The 23,351-nt window shown below is 32.6% G+C and carries 21 protein-coding genes and 1 pseudogene; 12 read left to right on the forward strand and 10 right to left on the reverse strand.

Annotated elements, in window-relative coordinates:
• Positions 1-132 precede the first annotated feature (132 nt).
• Positions 133-1,458 carry a chromosomal replication initiator protein DnaA gene (gene dnaA, locus C6H25_RS00430; protein WP_104747516.1) on the reverse strand — a complete coding sequence of 442 codons (1,326 nt, stop codon included), beginning with the start codon at positions 1,456-1,458 and terminating at the stop codon, positions 133-135.
• 464 nt (positions 1,459-1,922) lie between these two features.
• Here dnaA and C6H25_RS00435 point away from each other — a divergent pair, with 464 nt between their 5' ends.
• The 4 genes from C6H25_RS00435 to thyX are packed head-to-tail and all read left to right on the forward strand — an operon-like array spanning position 1,923 to position 5,178.
• Positions 1,923-2,465: a purine-nucleoside phosphorylase gene (locus C6H25_RS00435; RefSeq protein ID WP_104747517.1), complete on the forward strand. Its 543-nt coding sequence runs from the start codon at positions 1,923-1,925 to the stop codon at positions 2,463-2,465.
• Positions 2,466-2,504: 39 nt separating this feature from the next.
• Complete coding sequence (locus C6H25_RS00440) at positions 2,505-2,744, forward strand: DUF2443 family protein (protein WP_104747518.1); 240 nt, start codon at positions 2,505-2,507, stop codon at positions 2,742-2,744.
• Positions 2,745-4,538: a glutamine--fructose-6-phosphate transaminase (isomerizing) gene (gene glmS, locus C6H25_RS00445; protein ID WP_104747519.1), complete on the forward strand. Its 1,794-nt coding sequence runs from the start codon at positions 2,745-2,747 to the stop codon at positions 4,536-4,538.
• A 4-nt stretch (positions 4,539-4,542) separates the two neighbouring features.
• Positions 4,543-5,178: an FAD-dependent thymidylate synthase gene (gene thyX / locus C6H25_RS00450; protein ID WP_104747520.1), complete on the forward strand. Its 636-nt coding sequence runs from the start codon at positions 4,543-4,545 to the stop codon at positions 5,176-5,178.
• A 753-nt stretch (positions 5,179-5,931) separates the two neighbouring features.
• Here thyX and C6H25_RS08915 read toward each other — a convergent pair.
• The 5 genes and pseudogenes from C6H25_RS08915 to C6H25_RS00475 form a co-directional block, all read right to left on the reverse strand.
• A complete protein-coding gene (locus C6H25_RS08915) occupies positions 5,932-6,246 on the reverse strand; it encodes a type ISP restriction/modification enzyme (RefSeq protein WP_104747521.1) in 315 nt (104 codons plus the stop codon).
• Positions 6,236-6,472, reverse strand: a pseudogene (locus C6H25_RS08920) (type ISP restriction/modification enzyme); the annotation flags it as partial. The pseudogene C6H25_RS08920 and the gene C6H25_RS08915, both read right to left, overlap by 11 nt.
• Before the next feature lie 48 nt (positions 6,473-6,520).
• A complete protein-coding gene (locus C6H25_RS00465) occupies positions 6,521-7,786 on the reverse strand; it encodes a restriction endonuclease subunit R (protein WP_104747523.1) in 1,266 nt (421 codons plus the stop codon).
• Between the two features lies 1 nt (position 7,787).
• On the reverse strand, positions 7,788-8,558 hold the full coding sequence (locus C6H25_RS00470) for a DNA-methyltransferase (protein WP_104747524.1): 771 nt from the start codon (positions 8,556-8,558) through the stop codon (positions 7,788-7,790).
• Positions 8,545-9,417, reverse strand: coding sequence for a DNA-methyltransferase (locus tag C6H25_RS00475; protein WP_104747525.1), 873 nt, complete (start codon positions 9,415-9,417; stop codon positions 8,545-8,547). The genes C6H25_RS00470 and C6H25_RS00475 overlap by 14 nt, the downstream gene beginning before the upstream one ends.
• A 209-nt stretch (positions 9,418-9,626) precedes the next feature.
• Between C6H25_RS00475 and polA the strand changes: the two genes are divergently transcribed.
• The 5 genes from polA (at position 9,627) to C6H25_RS08530 (ending at position 15,425) form a co-directional block, all read left to right on the forward strand.
• Positions 9,627-12,296 (forward strand): DNA polymerase I, encoded by a 2,670-nt coding sequence (polA, locus tag C6H25_RS00480; protein WP_104747526.1) that lies wholly within the window; start codon positions 9,627-9,629, stop codon positions 12,294-12,296.
• Positions 12,297-12,400: 104 nt separating this feature from the next.
• A complete protein-coding gene (locus C6H25_RS00485) occupies positions 12,401-13,150 on the forward strand; it encodes an outer membrane protein (RefSeq protein ID WP_104747527.1) in 750 nt (249 codons plus the stop codon).
• Positions 13,151-13,208: 58 nt separating this feature from the next.
• Positions 13,209-14,225 carry a branched-chain amino acid aminotransferase gene (locus tag C6H25_RS00490; RefSeq protein WP_104747528.1) on the forward strand — a complete coding sequence of 339 codons (1,017 nt, stop codon included), beginning with the start codon at positions 13,209-13,211 and terminating at the stop codon, positions 14,223-14,225.
• Entirely contained in the window at positions 14,219-15,100 is an 882-nt protein-coding gene (locus C6H25_RS00495; RefSeq protein WP_104747529.1) for a DNA adenine methylase, read from the forward strand. Before C6H25_RS00490 ends, C6H25_RS00495 begins: the two co-directional genes overlap by 7 nt.
• Positions 15,101-15,254: 154 nt before the next feature.
• Positions 15,255-15,425: a hypothetical protein gene (locus C6H25_RS08530; RefSeq protein WP_158653840.1), complete on the forward strand. Its 171-nt coding sequence runs from the start codon at positions 15,255-15,257 to the stop codon at positions 15,423-15,425.
• A 139-nt stretch (positions 15,426-15,564) separates the two neighbouring features.
• Here the strand turns inward: C6H25_RS08530 and C6H25_RS00500 are convergent, their stop codons facing one another.
• Together C6H25_RS00500 and C6H25_RS00505 are read right to left on the reverse strand one after the other, a co-directional pair.
• Positions 15,565-16,389: a prephenate dehydratase gene (locus C6H25_RS00500; protein WP_104747530.1), complete on the reverse strand. Its 825-nt coding sequence runs from the start codon at positions 16,387-16,389 to the stop codon at positions 15,565-15,567.
• Positions 16,390-16,426: 37 nt separating this feature from the next.
• On the reverse strand, positions 16,427-18,109 hold the full coding sequence (locus C6H25_RS00505; protein ID WP_104747531.1) for a DUF262 domain-containing protein: 1,683 nt from the start codon (positions 18,107-18,109) through the stop codon (positions 16,427-16,429).
• Between the two features lie 64 nt (positions 18,110-18,173).
• Between C6H25_RS00505 and C6H25_RS08925 the strand changes: the two genes are divergently transcribed.
• The gene (locus C6H25_RS08925) at positions 18,174-18,296 is read left to right on the forward strand and encodes a hypothetical protein (protein WP_267891804.1); all 123 of its coding nucleotides are present in this window, start codon (positions 18,174-18,176) and stop codon (positions 18,294-18,296) included.
• 163 nt (positions 18,297-18,459) lie between these two features.
• Here the strand turns inward: C6H25_RS08925 and C6H25_RS00510 are convergent, their stop codons facing one another.
• Complete coding sequence (locus C6H25_RS00510) at positions 18,460-19,272, reverse strand: hypothetical protein (protein WP_104747532.1); 813 nt, start codon at positions 19,270-19,272, stop codon at positions 18,460-18,462.
• Between the two features lie 191 nt (positions 19,273-19,463).
• Positions 19,464-20,561: an NAD(P)-dependent alcohol dehydrogenase gene (locus C6H25_RS00515; protein WP_104747533.1), complete on the reverse strand. Its 1,098-nt coding sequence runs from the start codon at positions 20,559-20,561 to the stop codon at positions 19,464-19,466.
• Positions 20,562-20,823: 262 nt separating this feature from the next.
• Between C6H25_RS00515 and C6H25_RS00520 the strand changes: the two genes are divergently transcribed.
• Both C6H25_RS00520 and C6H25_RS00525 read left to right on the forward strand, forming a co-directional pair.
• Positions 20,824-21,159 carry a TonB-dependent receptor plug domain-containing protein gene (locus tag C6H25_RS00520; RefSeq protein WP_104747534.1) on the forward strand — a complete coding sequence of 112 codons (336 nt, stop codon included), beginning with the start codon at positions 20,824-20,826 and terminating at the stop codon, positions 21,157-21,159.
• Between the two features lie 398 nt (positions 21,160-21,557).
• Positions 21,558-23,285 (forward strand): DUF262 domain-containing protein, encoded by a 1,728-nt coding sequence (locus C6H25_RS00525; protein ID WP_104747535.1) that lies wholly within the window; start codon positions 21,558-21,560, stop codon positions 23,283-23,285.
• Positions 23,286-23,351: the final 66 nt, after the last annotated feature.

Raw genomic sequence — 23,351 nt, forward strand, 5'->3', positions numbered from 1 at the left:
TAGAGGTGTGAAAGAGTGGAATGAAATTAAAATCGGCTTTGCTAATTTCGTTTTTAAGGGAGTTATGAGAGATTTAAAGGAGTGAATGAAACGCTTTTTTAGTTTCTTTTTTCATTCACATTCAAAATTATCTTAGGTGCTGAGCTTGTTTTTGATTTCTATCACTAGGTTAGAAACGATAGCGTTTTTTTCTTCTAGCATCTTTTTAATGCTAGAGTAGCTTTTAGAAATGCTAGAATGGTCTTTTAAATTTAGAGATTGAGCGAGTGAAAGTGTGGAATTAGGTGTATAGAGCTTGGCAAAATACACGACTAATTTTCTAGCTAAAACCACATTTTTTTGGCGTGAAGTTGTTTTGATTTCACTAGATTTTACATTCAAGCTTTGAGCGACAGCGAGCAAGATATTTTCTAAATTAGCGCTTTCTATGTTGTCTTTTTGAAAGCCCTCTAGAGCGTTTTTAGCTAAATTAAGATCAATTTTTGCATTCATTAGGCCTGTACTCACTCTAATAGTAGAGATAGCACCCTCAATTTCACGGATATTATCGCTATTTTGGGCGAGATATTCCATCACATCTTCGGGCAAATCCATTTTGTTGAGTTGACATTTTTGTTTGACAATAGAAAGTTTGGTTTCTAAATCAGGGGGCATTGCTTTAGCTACAGCACCAGAAGTAAAGCGCGATTTTAGGCGTTCTTCTAAACCAATGATTTCTTTGGGCGGTTTATCAGAAATGAGAACAATTTGCTTTTTCTTTTCATAAAGAGTGTTAAAAGTATGGTAAAACTCTTCTTCTAGCTGGGGTTTTCCTTGCAAAAATTGAGCGTCATCTAGTAAGAAAAAATCGCAATTTCTGTATTTATCCCTAAATTTATCCATCGTTTTATTGTGTAGGCGGGCTTTATAGTCGTTCAAAAATTCTTCAGCCGTAAGCAATACGACTTTTTTATGTTTTTCTAAGGCATGGTTGCCAATAGCGTTTAAAATATGCGTTTTTCCTAACCCTGTGCCACCATAAAAAAGCACCGGATTATAAGGAGGGGTATCGCTTTGGGCAATTTTTTTAGCGATTTCATAAACGGCGTTACCGCATTTACCTACCACAAAGTTTTCAAAAGTATAAGAGGCGTTAATACTAGATTTAGCTGCATCGTAGTTGATAGCGGGGCGTTCAGTCGCTTGCACTTTAGAGCTGACTTCAAAACGCACCCCAACGCTATGGGTTAAGTGCATGCCAATTTTATTTTGGCTTAAAAGTTCTGAAAGTAATGCAGAATATTTGGATTTAATGTAATTGCATATAAGCATGTTAGGTGCCATAAAGACTGCAACATCGCTTTTGCTTGCATTAGGATTATATTTAAGCTGGCTTAAATAGCTGTCGTATTCTGTGGGGCTAACTTTTTGCTTGACTAAGTCCAAGATTTCTTTTTCAATATTGTTGTTTTTATCCATAGGCGTTATTATAGCGTGTTAGGTATTAGTTTAATGGTCAAATCCATGTGAATGAAATGTGAATAGAATGTGATTTTCTAGTGAATGAAATGTGAATGAAAGATAAAAAGGCGTTTGAAAAGATTGACTAAACTTTCAAATGCCAAGTTCGTTTTTTAGCCTTTTAGATGGTATGAGAGATTTTTTGATTCTCCTAATGTGCTTGCAAGATAAGCGTATAGAAATGAATAAATAAGCAAAAAGAACACCAAATAAAAAGAGCAAGCAAGTAAAGACGAGAGATTCGTCTGAGTAATGAAATAAGATAAACAATAAAGTCCCCATTATTAAACAACACCTTTTAACAATTCTAAGCAATTAAATTTTCTAAATCATTTAGAATTTAGAATTTAGAATTTAGAATATTGTATAAAATATGAATAAATTGTTAGTAAATAAAACTAGCGCTTAATTAAAGGAGAAAAATGTTACTTTGTGCTGGAAGAAATGAAACTTTAAAAGGGGCTAAACCTATCGGTGTAGGTTTAATAGAAAGTGCGATAAATCTCACTTGCTTATGCTTAAAAAATCCTAGTATAGAGAGCCTTGTTTTTATAGGGAGTGCTGGGAGCTATAATAAAGATATAAAGCTTTTAAGCGTTCTTGAAAGTGTTGAATGCTATCAAATTGAAGAGAGTTTTAGTAACCTTAATAGCTACACGCCTTTAGATAATGTGATAAAAATAGAATGCGAAGAAAAAGCCCTTTTTCAAAGAGTGAAAGTTAATAGCAGTAATTACATTCACACCAATGAAATTTTTGCCAAAAAAATGGCTCAAAATAATATTTTATTAGAAAACATGGAATTTTTTAGCGTGTTAAGCGTGGCTAAAACTTTTTGTTTAAAAGCTAGGGGGATTTTTTGTGTGAGTAATTATGTGGGTCTTAACGCTCATAAGGAATTTAAAGAAAATCATGCTCAAGTCAAACAGATTTTAGAAAACACGCTTAAAACTTATCAAGGATAGTTTAGCTATCATGTAACATTCTAAATTAAAGGCAATAAGATGTTTGAAAAAATACGCAAGATTTTAGCGGATATTGAAGATGCACAGAGTGAAATTGAAATGCTTTTGAAATTAGCGAATTTGAATTTGGGGGATTTTATTGAAATTAAAAGAGGGAGTATGGATATGCCTAGTAGCGTAAATGAAGCGTTTTTTACGCAATTAAGCGAAGAAGTGGAGCATTTAAAGGAATTGATAAACGCTTTAAATAAAATTAAAAGAGAATTGTTGGTGTTTTAAATGTGTGGGATTGTAGGTTATATAGGAAATAGTGAAAAAAAGCAAATCCTTTTAGAAGGCTTAAAAGAATTAGAATATAGGGGTTATGATAGTGCTGGTTTAGCGGTATTAAGTAATGACAATTTAGAAGTGTATAAAACGCAAGGGAAATTAGAAAATCTCAAATTAGAGCTTGAAAATAAAGAGTTTTTGAATTTTGGCGTGAGTATCGCTCACACAAGATGGGCAACCCATGGAAAGCCCAGTAGTATAAACGCTCATCCGCATTTCACAGAAAATTTAGCGTTAGTGCATAATGGGATTATTGAAAATTATGCAAGTTTAAAAAAAGAATTAGAATCTAAAGGGCATGTGTTTTTAAGCCAAACTGATACTGAAGTCATCGCCCATCTATTAGAAGAAACGCTTAAAAGTGAGTGCGATTTATTGAAAGCTTTTCAAAAATGTATTAGTCTTTTAGAAGGGAGTTATGCAATCTTAATGCTCCATAAAAAGGCTAAAGAAAGTTTGTTTTATGCTAAATCTTCTTCGCCTTTAGTCGTGGGTAAGGGTAAAGAGGGGTTATTTTTTGCATCAAGTTTGAGTGTGTTAGCAAATAAAGTGGAGCAATTTGTAGTCCTAGAAGAAAATAGTGTGGGGCAAATTTCTTTAGAGAGTTTTAAAGATTTAAAAAATATTGAAAACATGAAAGACTACGCCTTTGATAATGAAGATAACTCTAAGGGTCATTTTAGAAATTATTTAGAAAAAGAGATTTATGAGCAACATAGTAGCCTATTAGAGTGCTTAGAGGGGCGTTTAGAAGGCTTGAATGTGTATTGTGAAATTGACCCTAAGTTTTTAGAAAATGTAACAGAAATCACGCTGTGTTCTTGTGGGAGTAGCTATCATGCGAGTATGGCTAGTGTGTATTTATTTGAAAGATTAGCCAAAGTGAGAGCAAGAGCCATTTTAGCGAGCGAATACCGCTATGCTAACTTTAAGACTAATAAAAACGAGCTTTTTATAGCGATTTCTCAAAGTGGCGAAACCGCTGATACCTTAGAAGCCTTAAAATTAGCTAAAGCTCAAGGGCTTAAAACCATTAGTTTGTGTAACGCCCCCTTTAGCATGATGAGTAGAATTAGTGATTACACTCTTTTAACTAGAGCAGGCGTAGAAAGAAGCGTAGCCTCTACTAAGGCGTTTTCTTCACAAGTGATGCTTTTATGGCTCTTAAGCGTGTATGTAGGCAAACAACTTGGCAGTATTTCTAAAGAAGAAGAAAAACTTCAAGCTAAAAGCATGTTAAATAGCGTGAATGCTATGCAAATAGAGCCTAAGTTGCATGAAAAAATCAAACGCTTATCCAAACGCTACTTGCATGGGCATGGCTTTTTTTATATCGGGCGTGATGTGTTTTACCCACTCGCTTTAGAAGGGGCGTTGAAACTTAAAGAAATCAGTTATTTACACGCTGAAGGGTATGCGAGTGCGGAAATGAAACATGGGCCTATTGCATTAGTGGATTCTAATCTTTTTACGATTGCACTATTATCTAAGCATTTGTTATTTGATAAAACTAAGAGTAATATTGAAGAATTAAGCGCAAGAGATTCTACGATTTGTGTGTTAAGCTCTGAAGTTTTAGAAATAGCTGATGATTTTATCAAGCTAGAAAAAAGTGAGAGTTATATGGAAGAATTTTTTCGCATGAATTTAGCGTTACAACTTTTAGCCTTAGAAATTGCAATGCGATTAAATTATGATGTAGACCACCCTAGAAATCTAGCTAAAAGTGTAACTGTGGAGTGATATAATGGAAGTGATTTGTAAGCATTTTACCCCTTTAGAAGTAGCGTCTCAAGCGATTAGGACTTGCTGGCAAAGTTTTGAATACAGCGATGATGGGGGCTGTAAGGATAAGGATTTAATTCATAGAGTAGGCAATATCTACAGGCATTCTTCAACTTTAGAGCATTTATTCTACAATTTTGAGATTAAGGGCTTAAGTAGGGGGGCGTTACAAGAACTAAGCCGTCATAGAATAGCAAGTCTAAGTGTAAAGTCTAGCCGCTATACTCTAAGAGAGCTTAAAGACAAAGAGAGTTTTTTACCCATAAATGAGACTAATCTAGCTAGAGCGAAAGAATTTTTAGTGTTTGTAGATAATGAAAAAGTCAATGAAATGAGTGTTCTAGCTTTAGAAAATTTAAGGGTTTTATTAAGCGAGCATAATATCAAAAACGATTTAGCCAAATACGCCATGCCTGAAAGTTATAAAACGCATTTAGCCTATAGCATTAACGCACGCTCTTTGCAAAATCTATTGACTTTACGAAGTAGCAATAAAGCCTTAAAAGAAATGCAAGATTTAGCTCACGCCCTATTCAACGCTTTACCTAATGAGCATCAATATTTATTTGAAGATTGCTTAAAACATAAAGAGAATTAAAAGGTGTTTGATTTTAGCCAAACGCCTTGTGATTGAATGTTTTGAAATACAATGCTTTTAAAAAATAAAATATTTTAAAAAGGATTAAAAACGATTTACTTTTAAAGTTTCAAATTCTCTTTCGTTAAACCCTTTCGCTTTAAAACCTATTCTAAAACGAACGCTTAAGTTTTAAAAATGCCATGTTTAGTTTTTAATCTTTTGATTATTTATTTTTTAAAAAATAAAATTTAAGTTTTGTTCTAGGGAAGTTAAACGCCTAAAGAAAGTAGGAACTTCTCTAGGTGTTTGCTCTCTAAGTTCAACTTAAAGGAGCAACAAATGAAATATGTTGTAATTGTAACATTATTATGCATGATTTTAGTAACTTTTTGTTATTAAAATCATGGGGGTATAAAACCCCCTTACATTACAATGCTTTCATTAAGTTTTATATCTTTTTAAATCTTTCATAATATTTTTTACCACAACGCATAATCGTCAATTAAAGCTTTTTCAAATTTCTTTTTTGTTTTTCTTTTATTTTTTAAAAAATAAGCTTTAGGATATAATTTAATTCTAGGGAAGTTAAACGCCTAAAGAAGGTAGGAACTTCTCTAGGCAGTATCTTTCCTAAATTTAATTTAAGGAGATACAATGAACTACATTGTCATTATAGCACTATTGTGTGCAATTTTAGTAACACCTTGTTATTAAAATTGTGGGGAGCTTTAAAAACTCCCCTTTAATGCAATGTTTTCATTACATTGATTTTTAAAATAAGCTTGGGTTTAATTCCTTATATTCTAAGCTTTCTATTAAATCAACACTTCTAACACTCACTTCTATGACACTTAAAAGCAAGTTTAAAATGTAGCGTGGGTTATCGCTATATAAATTCGCGTTATTTTCAATGTTGCTATCCCTATCAATTTTTATGCAATAGCGTTTCATTATCCATTCAATAGCAGATTCACCATTGACAATATAGCGATAGGCTTTTAAAGGAATGTTAGTAAGCGTGATAAAATCATTATAATGAATGATAGATTTATCAGAAGTGCTTAATTTGCCTTTTTTAAATTGCATTTGTTTGATAATAAGTTTTGTAGGCTCTATTTCTTTTAAAAGCATTCGTGCTAAATAATCCGCCTGCCTGTCCTTTTATATCAATATTTACGCCATTTTTAGGCTCTATACTTTCATAATGCACATGCAAATGCCCTAGTTCACGCCCCACATTAACAAAATGCTTGAAATTTAGCATGAAAGGAATGCGGGGCAATTCTTTGCTAAGATTATTTTTAAACTTCTTTTTATAAGTTTTGTTTAATTATCCTTAGGTTGTCTAGGAATCCGCATCTTAGTTATCCTTAGAATACAATAAGCCTTTATTGTATTCTAGCATTATATTTTGCAAATCAAGTTTATACAACACATTTTTAAGATAAGTAAAATAAATATATTTTTGTTCTTCTTTTGAACCTTTAGATAAAATCACATCACAATTTTGAAAATACAAACAAATATGTTTATTTTGTGTTTGAGAGATTTTTGCATGATTAAATGCATCAATGTAAATTAAATTTTCCCATTTGTCTAAAAGGTCAAATTCTTCTATAGAGCGAGCCAAACATAAAGGCACAATATGGTGCAATTCAAAGCCTTTTTCTTTTTTAACGCCGTGTTTTTCAAAATAAAGGGCTTTTTCTTTCATAGAGCGTTTGAGTTTTCTGTCGCTCTGTTTGTTTTCTTTGTCTAGCGTTCTTAAAATAAGTCTGTTTTTATCTCTTTCAAAAAATATGCTTTGTTCTAGTAAGGTAAAAATTTGGTCTGTTTCATTTTTCCAGTTGTGATAATCTCTTTTATGTGTTTTGTCTCCACTAAAATTTTTTGGGTTACAATAATCTTGCACTAGTTCTCTTAATCTTTCTTTTTGAAACTTACTTAAACTTCTATATTCTTTAATGTATTCTATTATCTCACTTCTAGTAAAATATCTAATATTAAGCAATGCAACAAAAGACACACAATCTAAAAATGTAACAAAAAATATCATTTCTTCCATATCCAAATAATTACTATCTAGTTCTAGGATAATCTCCCTACATTCTGCTCCAAAACCTTTTAAAAGATTTTCTAAGGCTTGCGTGTAACAAAAATTTTCTTTTAACAAATCAGTAGCATTTAAAAATTCCAGGGCTAAGGGGGTTAAACTCACATATTTAATAGGTCTTTTCATATAAGGGTTTGTAGGTTTTTTATATTTATTGTATCGTTCAATTAAACCCATTCTGTGCATATCCACAAAAAAATTCTTTCTTAAACTATCTTGAGTTGTGCGTTCTATTTGCTTATTGATATTATGGACTACTCTTGCATAAGCCTCTTCGCCCTCTATATTATAGGGGCGTTCACTCATATCTGTTGTGCGGATTTGCAACAATTCTTCGCCTATTTCATCAAAAATAGCTTGAATAATGATTTTAATTTCTTTTTTAGTATAGCGGTTATGTTGCGAGAAATGCCAACCTCTATAATCCTTTCTTTTTATACGATTGACTAAGAACTTTAAACACTTTTTGCTAGGGTCAAGCTGGGTAATTTCTTGTAAAATTTTTTCTAACATGTTAAATTTCCTTTATCTCCAAACTCTCATGCACATATTCTTTATTAAGCTCACACCCTATAAAATTTCTATTTAACTCTTTTGCGACTAGACTTGTCATTCCACTACCACTAAATAAATCTAAAACTACATCGTTTTCATTAGAACTAGCTTTTATAATGCGTTCAATAAGTGCTTTAGGCTTAATGCTAGGGTGTTTTGGCTTGATGATTTTACCATTCTTTTTTTCCACATGTCTTTGTGAAGTGATTTTCCATACATCAAGGCATAATTTACCTTTGGGGTTAGGAAACCATCGTTTGTCATTTTTTAAAATCCCTTTAGTTTGAGCGTGTTTAATGCGTTTTGAAGATTCATAAGGAATGCGAATATCATCTGCATTAAAAGTGTAATTTTTAGAGTGCATACTATAAAATAAAATACTTTCTTGTGCGTTATTGTAACGCTTTTTAGCATTAGCGAACCCATCTTTTTTGAACCAAGTAATAAAATTTAAAAAATGTACTTTTTTAGAGCATAAATACGCTAAAAATAAAGCACAATTAAAAGGGGTATTGAATATATAAAAACTCCCAGTATCTTTGATTTTAGGCAACATTTTATCTATCCAAGCGTAAGAGAATGTTAAAAATTCTTCATTGCTTTTAAAACTATCCCATAAAGCAATATTAAGATTATAAGGGGGGTCAATTATGGCTAAATCAATGCTTTTATCTTCTAATTTATCTAAGAAACTAAAAACATCTTCTATGTAAATTTTATTTAAAATCAAGGATGTTTTGCTCTCTTAATTTTTGTTCTATCAAGGGTTTATAATTTTCATAGAGTTCATAGCCTATAAAATTTCTTTTTGAGAGCTTTGCCTCTCTTAAAGTTGTCCCACTTCCAGTAAATGGGTCTAGCACCACATCGCCCACACAACTATATAATCTAATCAAACGCCTTGCTAATTCAGCCGGCATTAAAGCACTATGTTTGCCAAAGGCAATATCATTTTTATTTGGAATGGGGATTTCCCAAATTTGTTTAGTGAGTTCCACCCACTCCTCTTGACTTAATTTGCTTTGCTCTTTTTGCTCTTTTGTAGGTTGTTTAGGCTTTCCATCTTTTACAAACACACCAATAAATTCTATAGTATTTTGTGCATAAAAATTTCTAGGATAAGGATAACTACCAAACATCAATTTTTTAGTAGAATTTGTGCGTTTCCAAATATATACATCTAGTAAGAATATTTTAGGTTCATTTTCAGTTAATGAGTTATTTAAATCATATAAAATAGAATGTTCTATATCAGCGTGTAAATCAAAAATATGGCGGTTATAATGCGTATTTAAATCTTTTTTTAGCATAGGCATTAAAGGCACATTGATACATAGCTTGCCATTTGCTTTTAGCACCCTATAGCACTCACGCCATACTTTTAAAAGCCCTAAAATGTAGTCTTCGTATTTTTCTAATGCTCCTAAATCTTGCTTATCTCGTAAAGAATGCTGTTTGTCTTGTGTGCCATTCTTACTATAATCTTTAATGTTAAAATAAGGTGGGCTTGTGATAATTAAATCCACGCTATTATTTGGCACTTCATGCATACTTGTGCTACTGTGATAAAATACTTGATTGATATTCAATGTTACTTTACCTTTGTTAGGCTGATTGTGATATTTTGTTTTTTTACTAATCTTTTGTTTCTTGATTATATCTTAAAAACTTTCTCTAGGGTTTATTTACAATTTGAATTGGATTAGAATAATTAAGATGTGTTTAATTTGAGTGCTTATCGTGTCTTATGTTACAATTAACGACTAAAATTTGCTTGAATTAAGAGAGTTAATTTAATATGGAACAACCAATCACTAAAGAAGGGACTTTAGCCTTAATTGATACTTTTGCGTATTTGTTTAGAAGCTATTATATGAGCGCTAAAACTAAGCCTTTAACTAATGCTAAGGGCTTTCCTACAGGGCTTTTAACTGGGCTTGTGGGCATGATTAAGAAATTTTATAAAGACAGAAAAAACATGCCTTTTATCGTGTTTGCCCTAGAGAGTCAAACTAAAACTAAAAGGGCTGAAAAACTAGGCGAATACAAACAAAACCGTAAAGACACCCCAGAAGAGATGCTTTTACAAATTCCTATCGCTTTAGATTGGTTGCAAAAAATGGGTTTTACTTGTATAGAAGTGAGTGGTTTTGAAGCTGATGATGTCATAGCTAGTCTAGCAACACTAAGCCCTTATAAAACCCGCATTTTTTCTAAGGACAAGGATTTTAACCAGCTTTTGAGCGATAAAATTGTGCTTTTTGATGGCAAAACGGAGTTTTTGGCTAAGGATTGTTTTGAAAAATACGGCGTAATGCCAAGTCAATTCACAGATTATCAAGGTATTGTAGGGGATAGTAGCGATAATTACAAGGGAATTAAAGGCATTGGGAGTAAGAACGCTAAAGAATTGATCCAAAAATTAGGGAGTTTAGAAAAGATTTATGAAAATTTAGAGTTAGCTAAAAATTTGCTTAGCCCTAAAATGTATCAAGCTCTTGTTGATGATAGAGAGAGTGCGTTTTTAAGCAAAGAGTTAGCGACTTTAGAGAGAGAATGTATCAAGGAATTTGATTTTTCAAGTTGTGCTTTTCCAAGCGTTAATCCCTTATTAAAAATTACAGATGAATTAAAAGAATATGGCTTTGTCTCTACTTTAAGAGATTTAGAAAATTCCACTTCGCTTTTAAGTTTAGCCATTGATAGTGGCGAAAAAACAGACAATACTATAAAACAATTAAGCATGATAACTTTAGAAAATACCGAGCAATTTAGTGCGTTTTTAGAGCGTTTAGAGACCACTCAAGCGAGAGTATTTATGCGTTTAGTATTTAATAAAAAGAAAGAAATTCTAGCCCTAGCTTTCTTATGCGAAAATCAAGGCTATTTTTTATCCTTAGAAGAGGCGTTGTTTATGCCTTTTTCTTTAGAGTTTCTAAAAAACGCTTTTTCTAAAATGTTAAAGAACGCTCACATTATAGGGCATGATTTAAAACCTCTATTAAGCTTTTTAAAAGCAAAATACAAGGTGTCTTTAGAAAGCGTTCAACTTCAAGACACTCAAATTTTAGCGTTTTTGAAAAATTCAGAAAAAGTGAAATTTGATGAAGTTTTAAATGCGTATTTAAAAGAAAATTTAATTTCGCATGAAGAGATAAGGGATTTCAATACAAAAAGTAAGGCTGAAAAATTAGAACACATGAGTTTGGAATTAAAAGCCTTAAAACGCTTGTATGAGTATTTTGAAAAAGGGGGGCTAGAAGAGAATTTGCTCAATTTGGCTAAAGAAATTGAAATGCCCTTTATGAAAGTTTTAATGGATATGGAATTTCAAGGCTTTAAAATTGATGTGAATTATTTCACACAATTAGAGCAAGAATTTAAAATTTCATTGAATGAATTAGAGCGTAAAATTTTAGATTTAATAGGCACAGATTTTAATCTCAATTCGCCTAAACAACTCGCTGAAGTCTTGTATGAAAAATTAGAGCTTCCTAAAAATAAAAGCAATTCTACTGATGAAAAAAACTTGTTAAAAATCATTGACAAGCACCCAAGCATTCCTTTAATTTTAGAATACAGAGAGTTAAACAAGCTTGCTAACACTTATATAACCCCCTTGTTACGCTTAAAAGATAGAGAGGATAAAATCCATACCACTTTTATCCAAACCGGCACTACTACAGGGCGTTTAAGCTCAATAGCGCCAAATTTGCAAAATATTCCGGTGCGTTCTAAAAAAGGGCTACTCATTCGTAAGGGCTTTATTCCTAGCTCTAAAGATTATTGTTTATTAGGGGTGGATTATTCCCAAATTGAATTGCGTTTGTTAGCCCATTTTAGTCAGGATAAGGACTTAATGGATGCGTTTTTAAAGGGGCGAGATATTCATTTAGAAACTTCTAAAGCATTGTTTGGCGAGAATTTAGCTAAAGAAAAACGCCCCATTGCTAAAAGCATTAATTTTGGGCTTGTTTATGGCATGGGGAGTAAGAAATTAAGTGAAACTTTAAACATTCCTTTAAATGAGGCTAAGAGTTATATAGAGGCGTATTTCAAGCGATTTCCTAGTATCAAAGATTATTTAAATCGCATGCAAGATGAGATTTTAAAAACTTCTAAGGCTTTTAGCCTGCTTGGGCGTTATAGGGTGTTTGATTTTGCTAACGCAAACGATTATGTTAAGGGCAATTATCTAAGAGAGGGCGTGAATGCGATTTTTCAAGGGAGTGCGAGCGATTTATTGAAACTTGCGATGTTAAAAGTGAGTGAGCGTTTTAAAAACGATTCTTCGGTGAGATTGCTCTTACAAGTGCATGATGAATTGATTTTTGAGATTGAAGAAAAAAACGCCTTAGAGTTAAAGCAAGAAATCCAAACCATTCTTAATAATGAAGTCTATTCTTTAAGAGTGCCATTAGAAACAAGTGCGTTTATTGCTAAGCGTTGGAATGATTTAAAAGGTTAGCATTTTTTAATTGAATTTAAGAAAAAGTATATTATTATTCCTTTATAAGTAACACTTAATGCGATTTAAACGAATTAAAATAATAAAGGGAAAAGATAGCTCGCATGTTGGGAAGAATAATATTATTAGGAGTATTGGGCGTTGTAGCGAATGCTGAAGAGAGTAGTGCTTTTGTAGGGATTAATTACCAAGTGAGTATGATACAAAATCAGACTAAAATGGTAAATAGTAGTGGCACACAAAAACCTTTGATGAAATTCCCCCCTTATGCTGGGGCAGGATTTCAAATCGGTTACAAGCAATTTTTTGGTAAGAAAAAATGGTTTGGCTTGCGTTATTACGGATTTTTTGATTATAACCACAACCGCTTTGGCGTGATGAAAAAAGGCACTCCAATTGGCGATAGTAGTTTCATTTATAATAGCTTTAGTTTTGGGGGTAATACCTTAACTGAAAGGGATTCTTATCAAGGGCAATACTATGTTAATTTATTCACTTATGGGGCAGGGCTTGATACGCTGTGGAATTTTGTGAATAAAGAAAACATGGTTTTTGGCTTTGTGGTGGGGATTCAATTAGCCGGAGATAGCTGGGCGAGCAGTATTGGAAATGAGATTTCTAATTATGTGAAACATAGTCATAATGGCTCTACTTATAGTCCGGCAAATTTTCAGTTTTTATGGAATTTTGGGATTCGCACCCATATTGCTAAATACAATAGCTTGGAATTAGGCATTAAAGTGCCTACGATTACGCATAAATATTTCTATCTTGTTAATGAGCATGGAGACACTTTGCAAGCTAATGTGCGTCGTGTATATGCGTTTCAAATCAGTTATATGAGAGATTTTTAATTTCATTTAGATACAATCACATCTAAATTTCATTTAAACCATAGATTAAAGGTGTGAAATGATAGAAAATTTAGATTGGAAAAACTTAGGCTTTAATTATATCAAAACGGATTTTCGCTTTGTAGCCACTTATAAAAACGGCTCTTGGTCAAAGGGCGAGTTAGTAAGCGAAAATATTTTACAGCTTAGTGAGGCCTCGCCGGTATTGCACTATGGGCAGGCTTGTTTTGAAGGTTTGAAAGCCTATCGTTCTAAAGATGAAAAAGCTCTACTCTTTCGCCCCTTAGAAAATGCCAAACGCTTGCAAAATTCTTGCGAGAGATTGCTTATGCCAAAAGTGAGCGAAGAGTTGTTTTTAAGAGCGTGCGCTCAGGTTATAAAAGCAAATATGAAGTTCCTTGCCCCTTATAAAAGTGGTGCAAGCTTGTATTTACGCCCTTTTGTCATAGGTATAGGGGATAATCTAGGGGTAAAACCGGCTAGTGAATATCTTTTTAGTGTGTTTTGTGTGCCTGTGGGGGCGTATTTTAAGGGGGGTATAGAAAAAGGTGGGGCGAGGTTTATTGCCACGACTTTTGATAGAGCTGCCCCTAAAGGCACAGGGGGAGTCAAAGTGGGGGGCAATTATGCCGCAAGTTTATTAGCCCATAAAATGGCTACAGAACAAGGCTATGATGATTGCATTTATTTAGACCCTATAACGCATTCTAAAATTGAAGAAGTGGGGGCGGCTAATTTTTTTGGCATAACGCAGAACAATTGTTTTGTAACTCCGCATTCGTCTAGCATTTTACCAAGCATTACAAGAAAAAGTTTAATGTTCTTAGCTAAAGATTTTTTAAATTTAGAAGTCAAAGAAAGAGAAGTTTTTGTTGATGAATTAAGCGGTTTTAAAGAAGCTGGAGCATGCGGAACAGCGGCAGTCATTACGCCTATTAAAGAGATTAGACACAATGAAAAGTCTTATTTTTTTGAAACACCGGGCAAAGTTATTAAGCAACTCTATGATTTGCTTTTAAGCATCCAACAAGGCGAGCAACAAGCCCCAAAAGACTGGGTGCTTGAAGTTTGCTAAGTAAGGGGTTATACCAACCCTTTATCAAATGGGCTGGGGGTAAAAGGAACTTATTATCTCAAATCTTACCCTTTTTGCCTAATTTGCCTAATAAATTTGAAAATTATTTTGAGCCGTTTTTAGGGGGTGGGGCGTTATTTTTTGAGTTGTTTTCTTTAGGTAAATTAAACCATAAAAAAGCGTATTTATTTGATATTAATGCAGAGTTGGTTAATGCTTATGAAATGGTTAAAAACAATCCTAACGCCCTTATTATAGAATTACAAAAATTTAAAAAAGAGCATTCTAAGGAATTTTATTATGAAGTGCGCAAGTGGGACAGAAAGAGTGGTTTTAAAGAAATTAATCCGCTTTTAAGAGCCACTCGTTTTATTTATCTCAATAAAACTTGTTTTAATGGCTTGTATAGAGTGAATAAAGAAGGGTTTTTTAATGTGCCTATAGGAGCGTATAAAGACCCTAAAATTTGTGATAGTGAAGTGATTTTAAATAGCTCTTTTGCCTTGCAAAATGCAACCATTAAACACGCTTCTTATGAAGAAGTGTTAAAATTAGCCCGCAAATTTGATTTAATTTATTTTGATCCGCCCTACTACCCTCTCAATGAGACTTCTAGTTTTACCACTTATAGCGAAAGCGAGTTTTTAGAAAAAGAGCAAAAAGAGCTTTTTAGGGTGTTTGATACTTTAGCTCAAAAACAAGTTCAAGTTTTTTTAAGTAATTCTAATACTCCTTTCATTTTAGATTTGTATCAAGACTATAGAATAGAGATTTTAAAAGCTAATCGTTGCATTAATAGTAAGGGAAATAGGCGATTTAAAATTGATGAAGTCTTAATACAAGGAATAAAAAATGAAACTAGATATAACTTTTAATTATTTTATTAACTCATTATGTGAAAGTATTTTATTTTAATGGTTTTAAAAATAAGGTTGGAAAAAATGTTAAAGGATAAGAATGGATCGGTTCATTAAGCCACTTATAGTAAAGTAGCTTCGCCTTTTTATAAAAACTATACAGGAGATGAATATGGTGTTTAAACAAATATCCTTGCCTCATACTTGTCCGCATTGTGGGGTAGTTGCATTCACTGAGGAAGAGATAGAAAAAATTTTTGGCACTAGAATTATGAAATATGAAAGCGGTAAAAAGATAGAAAGAGAACAAAGTTGGTGCAAAAAATGCAGATCTCATTCTTAGCTTTGATTTTAAATTAAAGCAATACAAAATTTTGCTACTTTAGATCATAGGCAGAATATATGCTAGAAGGGTTATTTTTAAATATTTGCCCTTGAATGAGATGGGCTTACCAATTCCTAATGTGTGAAAGAGAATAAACTTATATGAGCTTATTCTCTTCATATTCCCCTAAAATTTGTAATTTTTTAACTTCTTGTTGCAAGGTTTTTAAGGCGTTTTGATAGTTTGCATAATCTTTAAAAGTAACTTCGCTAAAAAAGGCGTATTCAAAAGGGTTGCTAGGGATAGGCAAGGATTGAATCTTGCATAAATTGAGATTATGCTGGGCTAAAAGGCTTAAGACTTTAGCTAAACTCCCCACGCTATGTTTTAAAACAAAGCTTAAAGAGGCTTTACTCGCTTTCAAATTGGTTTTACTAACTTGTTTATTAAGGATTAAAAAGCGGGTGTAATTTTGCGAATTGTCTTGGATATTAGGGGCTAAAACTTCTAAATGATATAAAGAGCTTGCTTGAATGCTTGCAATCGCACCAACATTTTTAAGCTTCTCATTCGCAATCTTTTTGGCAAAAAGGGCTGTATCAGCATATTCTACTAGCTTGATATGGGGGTAATTTTTAAAAAAATCTTGGCATTGCAAGAGTGCCATAGAGTGCGAGCAAACTTCCTTTAAATCTTGTATTTGAGTGCCTTTTAAAGCTAAGAGATTGTGGGCTATTGGCAAATAAATCTCGCCTACAATATTCAAATCATACGCACTTATTAAAGAGAGATTAGGCAAAATCGCTCCAGCAATGGAGTTTTCAATCGCCATGACCAAAAAATCAGCCTTTTGCTCTAAGAGTAAGGGGGGCATTTCATTAAAACTATTGCATTCTAAAAAGGTTATATTCTCTTTAAAGTATTCTTTGGTGGCAATATAGTGGAATGAACCTAAGATTCCTTGAATAGCGATGTTTGGCATTTTTAATCCATAAAATTCATATAATAATGTGTTTTAATTAGAACTTTAGCACGCTTTCAATTATATTGATGAGTTTTCTCTCTCTTTCTTGTATGGTTTTAGGCGTCCATTCTTCATAGCCACACACATCATATCTTGCAATATCATAGCAAGTCATCACACTAAAAGTTTTCTTGTTGTTTAGCGTGATAGTCTTTCCCCTATAAATTTCTTTTTTCTCTTTAAAGTCTCGGTTTAAGACTTCTTTATTTTTCTTGCTCCTTAAAAGTGTGAGATTAGCTAAAGAATGCGTGTAGCGTTCTCTGTCTGTCTCATTAAAGTCTATAATCCACTGGCTTAATGGTTTAGGGTTTTGGGGCAAAACATGCTCAATGTGTAATTCGCTATTCATTTTAATATAATTAGGGTTAGGGTTATCGCTGATAAAATATTCCACTAAGATTAAAACCGGCTTAAGCCATGAGTTCTTTCTATCGTGGAGCTTTTCGTATAATTTAGGGTCTTTTAAATTTTCTTTGAAATGTTGGGTTACTTTATTGCTATTTAGATATTCTATAACGATATTTTTAATTTCAGACAAGTCTTTGGTATTTTTTAAAGCCTTGATGATATTGCAACAAGTCTGTTCGCTTTTAGTTTTTGTCCTTCCTGCAATCCAATCTTGGTAGTAGAGCTTGACTAATAGCTCTTTGAGTTCATCTAGTTGTTTCTCATGGTGTAATAGACAAGCACATAAGATGACATGCCAAGAATTGGCAACAACATAAGAAAGCAAATAGATATATTTGTCTTGCATTTCTAAAATATCCAAATAAGCATTTAAAAACTTTTCTACGCCACCGAGATATTCTAAGGGGGTTTTATTGAGCTTATTAAACCAAGTGGCCAATCTTTTATCCATCTTTTCTCTAGAAGTTACGGGGTTTAGATACATAAGATACAAGCTGAACAATTTTTCTATTTCCAAATCATTTTCCGAGCATTTTTGATAAAGTCTATTCCATTTAAAAACAAACTCTTGTTGTTCGTCTTCTTTAGTTTGTCTTAACAACTCTGCTTTAAAAATGTCTAATGCACTTAAGGGTAAGCCCCTAGCATTTAAAATATTGAAAATTTTCAATGCCATATCAGTATTTGGGCAATCTATCTTAATAAACACAACCTTATTGTAAAGCCAAGCAACAAAATTATTAATATCCTTGATTTCTTGCTCTGAAAGATAGTTTTTTAAGAAAATGGCATTTCTTAAGTATGGATTATTCTTGTAATCGTTTATTTCTGTGTTATCAATTTGCTTTAAGGCATCATGAAAATCTTCTTTGGAATTAAAGCCCAAAGAAAAGCTTAAGCGCTCTTTTTTTGCTCCATGTCTATCGTTTAGGCTTTCTTGCAAATATTCTTTATTTTCGTCGTTCAAATCCGCATTATAAAGACACAAGAGAACTTTGGCCAATAAAATAAAAGTGCTTAATCGTTGTTGTCCATCTACAATATCATAAACATTGGCATTGTCGCTGTTGCGAATTAAGACTAATGAGCCACAAAAATAATCACTTTCTTTGTCTGTTTCGTAGCTTAAGAACAAATCTTCTAAAAGCTGTTCGCACTGTTCTTCGTCCCATTGATAGGGGCGTTGGTAGTTAGGGATTTGATAATAGGAATCACCTTGTGTAACCAAAATTTTTTTTAGGGTAAAATCTCCGCTCTCAATTTTTGCCATAACACCTCTTTTAGATAAAACAGTAAAAGATTATTATAATAAATATAAGAATGGAGTAAAAATAATGATTTTTTATGGTATGGAAAATAATAAAAACAATAAGAAACCTGATATAGATGAAGAATCAAAACAAGCCCTAGAAGTTTTAAAAAATCAATATTCTAATTTAAAAATTTATAAAAAATGACACGCCTAATCACGCTAAGATAATTATTAGAGATAGAGAGTGGATGATAGTGGGGAGTTTTAATTGGCTGTCATTTGAAGGGAGCGAGGATAGGGATGAAAGAATAGAGAAAAGCACTTTTAATAAAAATGAAGAGGCGATTAAAAAGGAGGTCAACGAACTCTTAAGTTCTATAGAATAGCTGTTTTGAATAAAGAGCGATAAAATATATTTGTAAAACAATAAACACTGAGAAAAATGCGATAGCTCCTAAGGCTCCGCCATATTCTCCTAGATTGTTTTTAACTAAAATGCTTGTTAAAAAATGCACTATAACAAGCATGATAAAAAGACGCTTTGGCATTAGGTCTTGGGCGAGCATTCCAGCAAAAGAGGCGCTAAAAAAGGTTGTTGTGAATAGTGAAATGTGAGCGATAGGAAAGTATTCTAAAAGCCCTATTACTAAAGATGGGAAAGCAGAAGAAAAGATAGCGCCCTTTTTCAAATAATGGTGGAAGAATACGCTTGTATAAAATCCTAGTGTGCTTGCAATAATAACGCTTATTATGGAATAAAAATCAGATAAAGGATCAAAATGAAAGAGCAATTTAATAGGCGATAAATTATGAATGTTTTGACCTCCAAAGACTAGAATGATAAACTCTGTAATCACAGAACCCGCATAAGCAATAAGCCCAAGCTTGCCCCCAAAGCCTTTAAAAAAATTAGCAAAAAGCATCATGAGTAGCCATACTAAAATAGCTGTGAGTAGAAGTTCATAAGCGTTTAGCACATGCCCCATTCCAGCGAAAGAACCACAATAGATAGCCACGCTAAATTCAGCCTTTAAGCCTAATTTTTTAAAAAATGGGAGCAAAGAAAAAATGCCTGCTAAGCAAGAAGAAATGACAGCAAATAGATGCAAGACATGAATGCTAAAATAAGTGAAATAAATGCCTATCAATACGCCAAGAAATACCAACGCTCTTTGTTTCATGCTAAAATGTTTTAGTAGTGCTGTAGAGATTTTAATATTTTAGGGTTATTAGAAGTAAACTAATCCAATTAAAGTTTTTAATCTTTGTTTGGAATAAGCGTAACATTTTAATATTCCTTACCAAAAGCACAAAGACTCTTTAAAAAAGAGCCTTTGTTGTGGAGAATGAGTGTATTATACTACAAAAAACCTTACTTCTTAAAGTTTTCCATAGATTTTTTCATATCAATGACATAGCGGAAATTGCCTTGACCATTCAAAAGCTTATCCCAAGTCGCATCAATTTCTTGACCGGTTACTAATTCAATTTCAGGATAAATACCATGTTTAACAGAGAAATCCATCATTTCTTGAGTCTCTGCTACACCACCAATCCAAGAGCCATAAACTTTGTGGTTACCAGAGAATAATACTAAATCACCAAAGTCTAAGTTTCTTTGTGGGTCTTTTGGTGGGATACCAACAATGGCTACTTCACCGCCATATTTTAATAGCTTAGTATAAGCTAATAAATCATATTGTGTAGGAATGCTAGAAATGATTAAATCAAATTTTTCTTTGCAATCTTCTACACTTGTATAGAAATAAGTTGCGCCCATATCCATTGCCATTTGCTTTTTCTTATCATTTCTTGCAAATACGCTCACTTCTGCACCCATAGCTTTAGCATATTTTAAAGCCATATGACCTAAACCACCAAAGCCAGCGATACCTACTTTAGAACCTTTGCCAACTTTAGAGAATTTCAAAGGTGAATACACAGTAATCCCTGCACAAAGTAAAGGCGCTGCTTTATCTAATGGAGCTTCTTTAGGGATTTGAATCGCAAAGTTTTCACTTACCACGATGTTATTAGAATATCCACCATAAGTAGGCTCATTATTATGGAAACTATCTTCCCAGCTATAAGTATAAACGGTTTTGCCATTTTCGCACCATTGCTCTTGGTGGTCATGCTTACAAGTATGGCACTCTTGGCATGAATTTACCATACAACCCACACCAGCATGATCGCCCACTTTAAACTTAGTTACCTTAGAACCAACCGCAGTTACTACGCCAGCGATTTCATGTCCGGGAACCATTGGATAAATTCCGGGTAGCCAATCACTATGAGCGAAGTGAATATCAGTATGGCAAATACCTGAGAAATGTGTGTCAACAATAATGTCATACTCACCCATTGCGTGGCGAGAATGCTCCCACTCGTGGAACTTTCCATCTTTACTATCTACTGCGAAACCTTTAAAAGGCACTCTTTCGTTATTGCAATTGCAAGTGTTGCACATAAAAAACTCCTTAAAACATAAAAAAATATCATTCAGTCTTATTGTAGTTTTAACAACAATAAAATGTAGAAATGGATTTTTGTGTGTTTCTGTAACCGTCAAACAAGGTTCTAAAAAGAGTGTTTGTGTGTTTCTGTAACCGTCAAAAATTTAACAAAAACTATATAAAGGCTAAATGTTTTGAAATAGTAGCTGATAAAAGTAAACAAGTCAATTAGCTTAAATTTTGCTATATTGTTAAAAAATAATAAAGGATTTTACAATGAAAGCCTTAAGATTATTATTAGTATTTTTGGTAGGATTAGGTTTCTTTAGTGCTTTGAGTGCCAAAAAGGATAAAAGTCCTAATAACGCTCCCACTTCATGGCGTAGTAAAAAGGTCAAAAACCATGCTGGATCACGCAGTGTGATTTCTAACAAATCGCTTAAAAAGAACGCCAATCAAAATATCCCTGAGAGTTTGCAAAATATTCCCGGAATCCAAGTCTATGACACTTTAGGCACAGGCACAAATTTTAATTATAGTGTGCGAGGCATTAGAGGTTTGCCAAATCATTCAATGCGCTTGAATAATATCCCGCTATATAGTCCTTATTGAAAAAAGGGCATATCAAAAAACAGAATCAACTTTTATTTTTCTCAATATCAAGCTAAAAGCATTCTTTTAATCTGTTGGCTAATGGTTAATTTTTATAAATTATAATCCGCCTTGACCACAAAATTTAGTTTCATTGTTTAGTTGGTGATTTATAGCTGTATGGCTATGGTTTCAAAGGAGCAAAAAAATGTGGTATTCAAACATTCAAACATTCAAACAACGCTACCATAATTTTCACAAAAATCCGCTTAAAACCCCTATTTTTCTTAACTTTTGGTTTTTCAAAAGTTGCTTGTTTTTTCTTCGCTTATAAGTTCAATCGCTTTTAAACATTTAGTTTAATAAGCCCCATTTTATTAAGTGGGGCTTACAAAATTAAATTCCAAAAGGAGCTAGAAATGGCAAAGGTAGAAGTAGAGTTAAAAAAACTTTATCAAGTTTTATTAGATAGTGAATTTTTTTATCAAATTCCAGATTATCAAAGACCTTATGTATGGGATAAAGAGCATTTAGGGGCTTTAATTGATGACTTAGTAGGTAGTTATACAGATAATAGAGAAGATGAGTATTTTTGTGGCTCTATTGTGATTGCTGAAAATAAAAAAGATAAAAGATGGGATGTTGTGGATGGACAACAACGCTTAACAAGTTTTATCATTCTAGCTTGCACGATTTTAAGGCTTTATAAAAATAGGTTAGAGCCAAAATCTAAATCTTATATTGAAGAGAGTATCTATGATAGACACGATAAAACAAAAGAGCGTTTAAAATTTTTGACTGCTCAAAATTATAATGGCATTTTTAAAAACACAGTATTAGATAATTTGGAGTTTGAAGACAACATTAAAATGAGTGAGTTAAATAAAAAATTTAAAGAAAACACTTATTTACGCAACGCTTATTATTTTAAAGAGCTACTGAATGAAAGTATCAAAAATGGTGCGATAGACAATATTGATGATTTTGTTATCTGGTTTTATGAGCATATTGTTGTAACTAGAATCATTTGTTTTGAGCAAGATAGTGCGATGCAAATCTTTCAAGTGCTGAATGATAGAGGTCAGCCATTAAGTCCTATTGATATTTTAAAATCTAATTTAATGCAAGAGATTAAGCAAGATGAAGAAAAGCGTAAAGAATTTATAAATACTTGGGATAAATTAGTTGAGTCTTGCAAGAGTGTGGAAGGCATAGATATTATTTTAGAAGATTTTTTTAATATGTATTTAGAATACACTAACCCTATTTCTTCTAAAATAAGGGCGGACAAAGGCTTGATTAAAGCTTTTAAAGAGAGCAAAACTGATGCTTGCAAATTCATTTATGACATTAGTGAGTTTATGAATGCTTATATTAAATTATTGCAAAAACAAGACAGATATATTTACTTATTGAGATACCTTCCATCTAGATATTGGGCTAGTATTTTAACAACAGCTATTTATAATAAATACGCTGATTTTGATGCTTTAAAAAAGCTTTTAGTATCTTATTATTATCAAACTTGGATTGCTGGAGGCACCATTTCACGCATCAAACAAACTAGCCTTAATATTATAAAAAATATTAAAAGCAATAAAAGTATTAAAACCATACAACAACTCATATTGGATAATATAGAATCTCATAATACTTTCAATCACTATCACTATAATTTATGGGATAGCTCTTATGTTTATTCTAATAAATGGGTGCGTCCTATTTTAGCTTTGGCAAATTATTTTATGGTAGATGAAGAAAGACCTAATTTTATTGCAATGGATGCAGAAACACAAGTAGAACACATCTTACCTCAAAAACCAAAAAGGGGAAGTCAATGGAATACAGATTTTGGCAAAGAGAAAAAAGAAGTATGGACTAATGCTCTTGCAAACTTAACCCTTTTAAAGCGTAAAAAGAATGCACAAGCTTTAAATATGGATTTTGATGAAAAAAGACAAATCTATGGTGGAAAAGACACAAACAAAGTGATTAGTTGCTATGACATCACTAAAGATTTATATAGAAACTATAGAAAATGGGACGAAAAATCTCTTAAAAAACGAGGCGATGATTTATACGACATTATCACACCTATTTTGCATATAGAAGGTCAAGAAGTAGCAGAGGAGCAAGAAAGGGAGTGATTTATGTCAACAAATAAATAATTTTAGACATTGTCTGATTTAAATCAAAACGGAGGGGGATTAAGT

This window comes from Helicobacter cetorum, from assembly GCF_900198405.1.
In the GTDB taxonomy this organism is placed as follows: Bacteria; Campylobacterota; Campylobacteria; order Campylobacterales; family Helicobacteraceae; genus Helicobacter; species Helicobacter cetorum_C.

Excerpts from the sequence above, each read along its gene's own strand:
- C6H25_RS00490 (WP_104747528.1), top strand. The coding sequence starts at position 13,209 with ATGATAGAAAATTTAGATTGGAAAAACTTAGGCTTTAATTATATCAAA.
- C6H25_RS00465 (WP_104747523.1), bottom strand. The coding sequence starts at position 7,786 with ATGTTAGAAAAAATTTTACAAGAAATTACCCAGCTTGACCCTAGCAAA.
- C6H25_RS00505 (WP_104747531.1), bottom strand. The coding sequence starts at position 18,109 with ATGGCAAAAATTGAGAGCGGAGATTTTACCCTAAAAAAAATTTTGGTT.
- C6H25_RS08530 (WP_158653840.1), top strand. The coding sequence starts at position 15,255 with ATGGTGTTTAAACAAATATCCTTGCCTCATACTTGTCCGCATTGTGGG.
- polA (WP_104747526.1), top strand. The coding sequence starts at position 9,627 with ATGGAACAACCAATCACTAAAGAAGGGACTTTAGCCTTAATTGATACT.
- glmS (WP_104747519.1), top strand. The coding sequence starts at position 2,745 with ATGTGTGGGATTGTAGGTTATATAGGAAATAGTGAAAAAAAGCAAATC.
- C6H25_RS08915 (WP_104747521.1), bottom strand. The coding sequence starts at position 6,246 with ATGCAATTTAAAAAAGGCAAATTAAGCACTTCTGATAAATCTATCATT.
- C6H25_RS00485 (WP_104747527.1), top strand. The coding sequence starts at position 12,401 with ATGTTGGGAAGAATAATATTATTAGGAGTATTGGGCGTTGTAGCGAAT.
- C6H25_RS00525 (WP_104747535.1), top strand. The coding sequence starts at position 21,558 with ATGGCAAAGGTAGAAGTAGAGTTAAAAAAACTTTATCAAGTTTTATTA.
- C6H25_RS00435 (WP_104747517.1), top strand. The coding sequence starts at position 1,923 with ATGTTACTTTGTGCTGGAAGAAATGAAACTTTAAAAGGGGCTAAACCT.
- C6H25_RS00510 (WP_104747532.1), bottom strand. The coding sequence starts at position 19,272 with ATGAAACAAAGAGCGTTGGTATTTCTTGGCGTATTGATAGGCATTTAT.
- C6H25_RS00440 (WP_104747518.1), top strand. The coding sequence starts at position 2,505 with ATGTTTGAAAAAATACGCAAGATTTTAGCGGATATTGAAGATGCACAG.
- dnaA (WP_104747516.1), bottom strand. The coding sequence starts at position 1,458 with ATGGATAAAAACAACAATATTGAAAAAGAAATCTTGGACTTAGTCAAG.
- thyX (WP_104747520.1), top strand. The coding sequence starts at position 4,543 with ATGGAAGTGATTTGTAAGCATTTTACCCCTTTAGAAGTAGCGTCTCAA.
- C6H25_RS00515 (WP_104747533.1), bottom strand. The coding sequence starts at position 20,561 with ATGTGCAACACTTGCAATTGCAATAACGAAAGAGTGCCTTTTAAAGGT.
- C6H25_RS00500 (WP_104747530.1), bottom strand. The coding sequence starts at position 16,389 with ATGCCAAACATCGCTATTCAAGGAATCTTAGGTTCATTCCACTATATT.
- C6H25_RS08925 (WP_267891804.1), top strand. The coding sequence starts at position 18,174 with ATGATTTTTTATGGTATGGAAAATAATAAAAACAATAAGAAACCTGAT.
- C6H25_RS00520 (WP_104747534.1), top strand. The coding sequence starts at position 20,824 with ATGAAAGCCTTAAGATTATTATTAGTATTTTTGGTAGGATTAGGTTTC.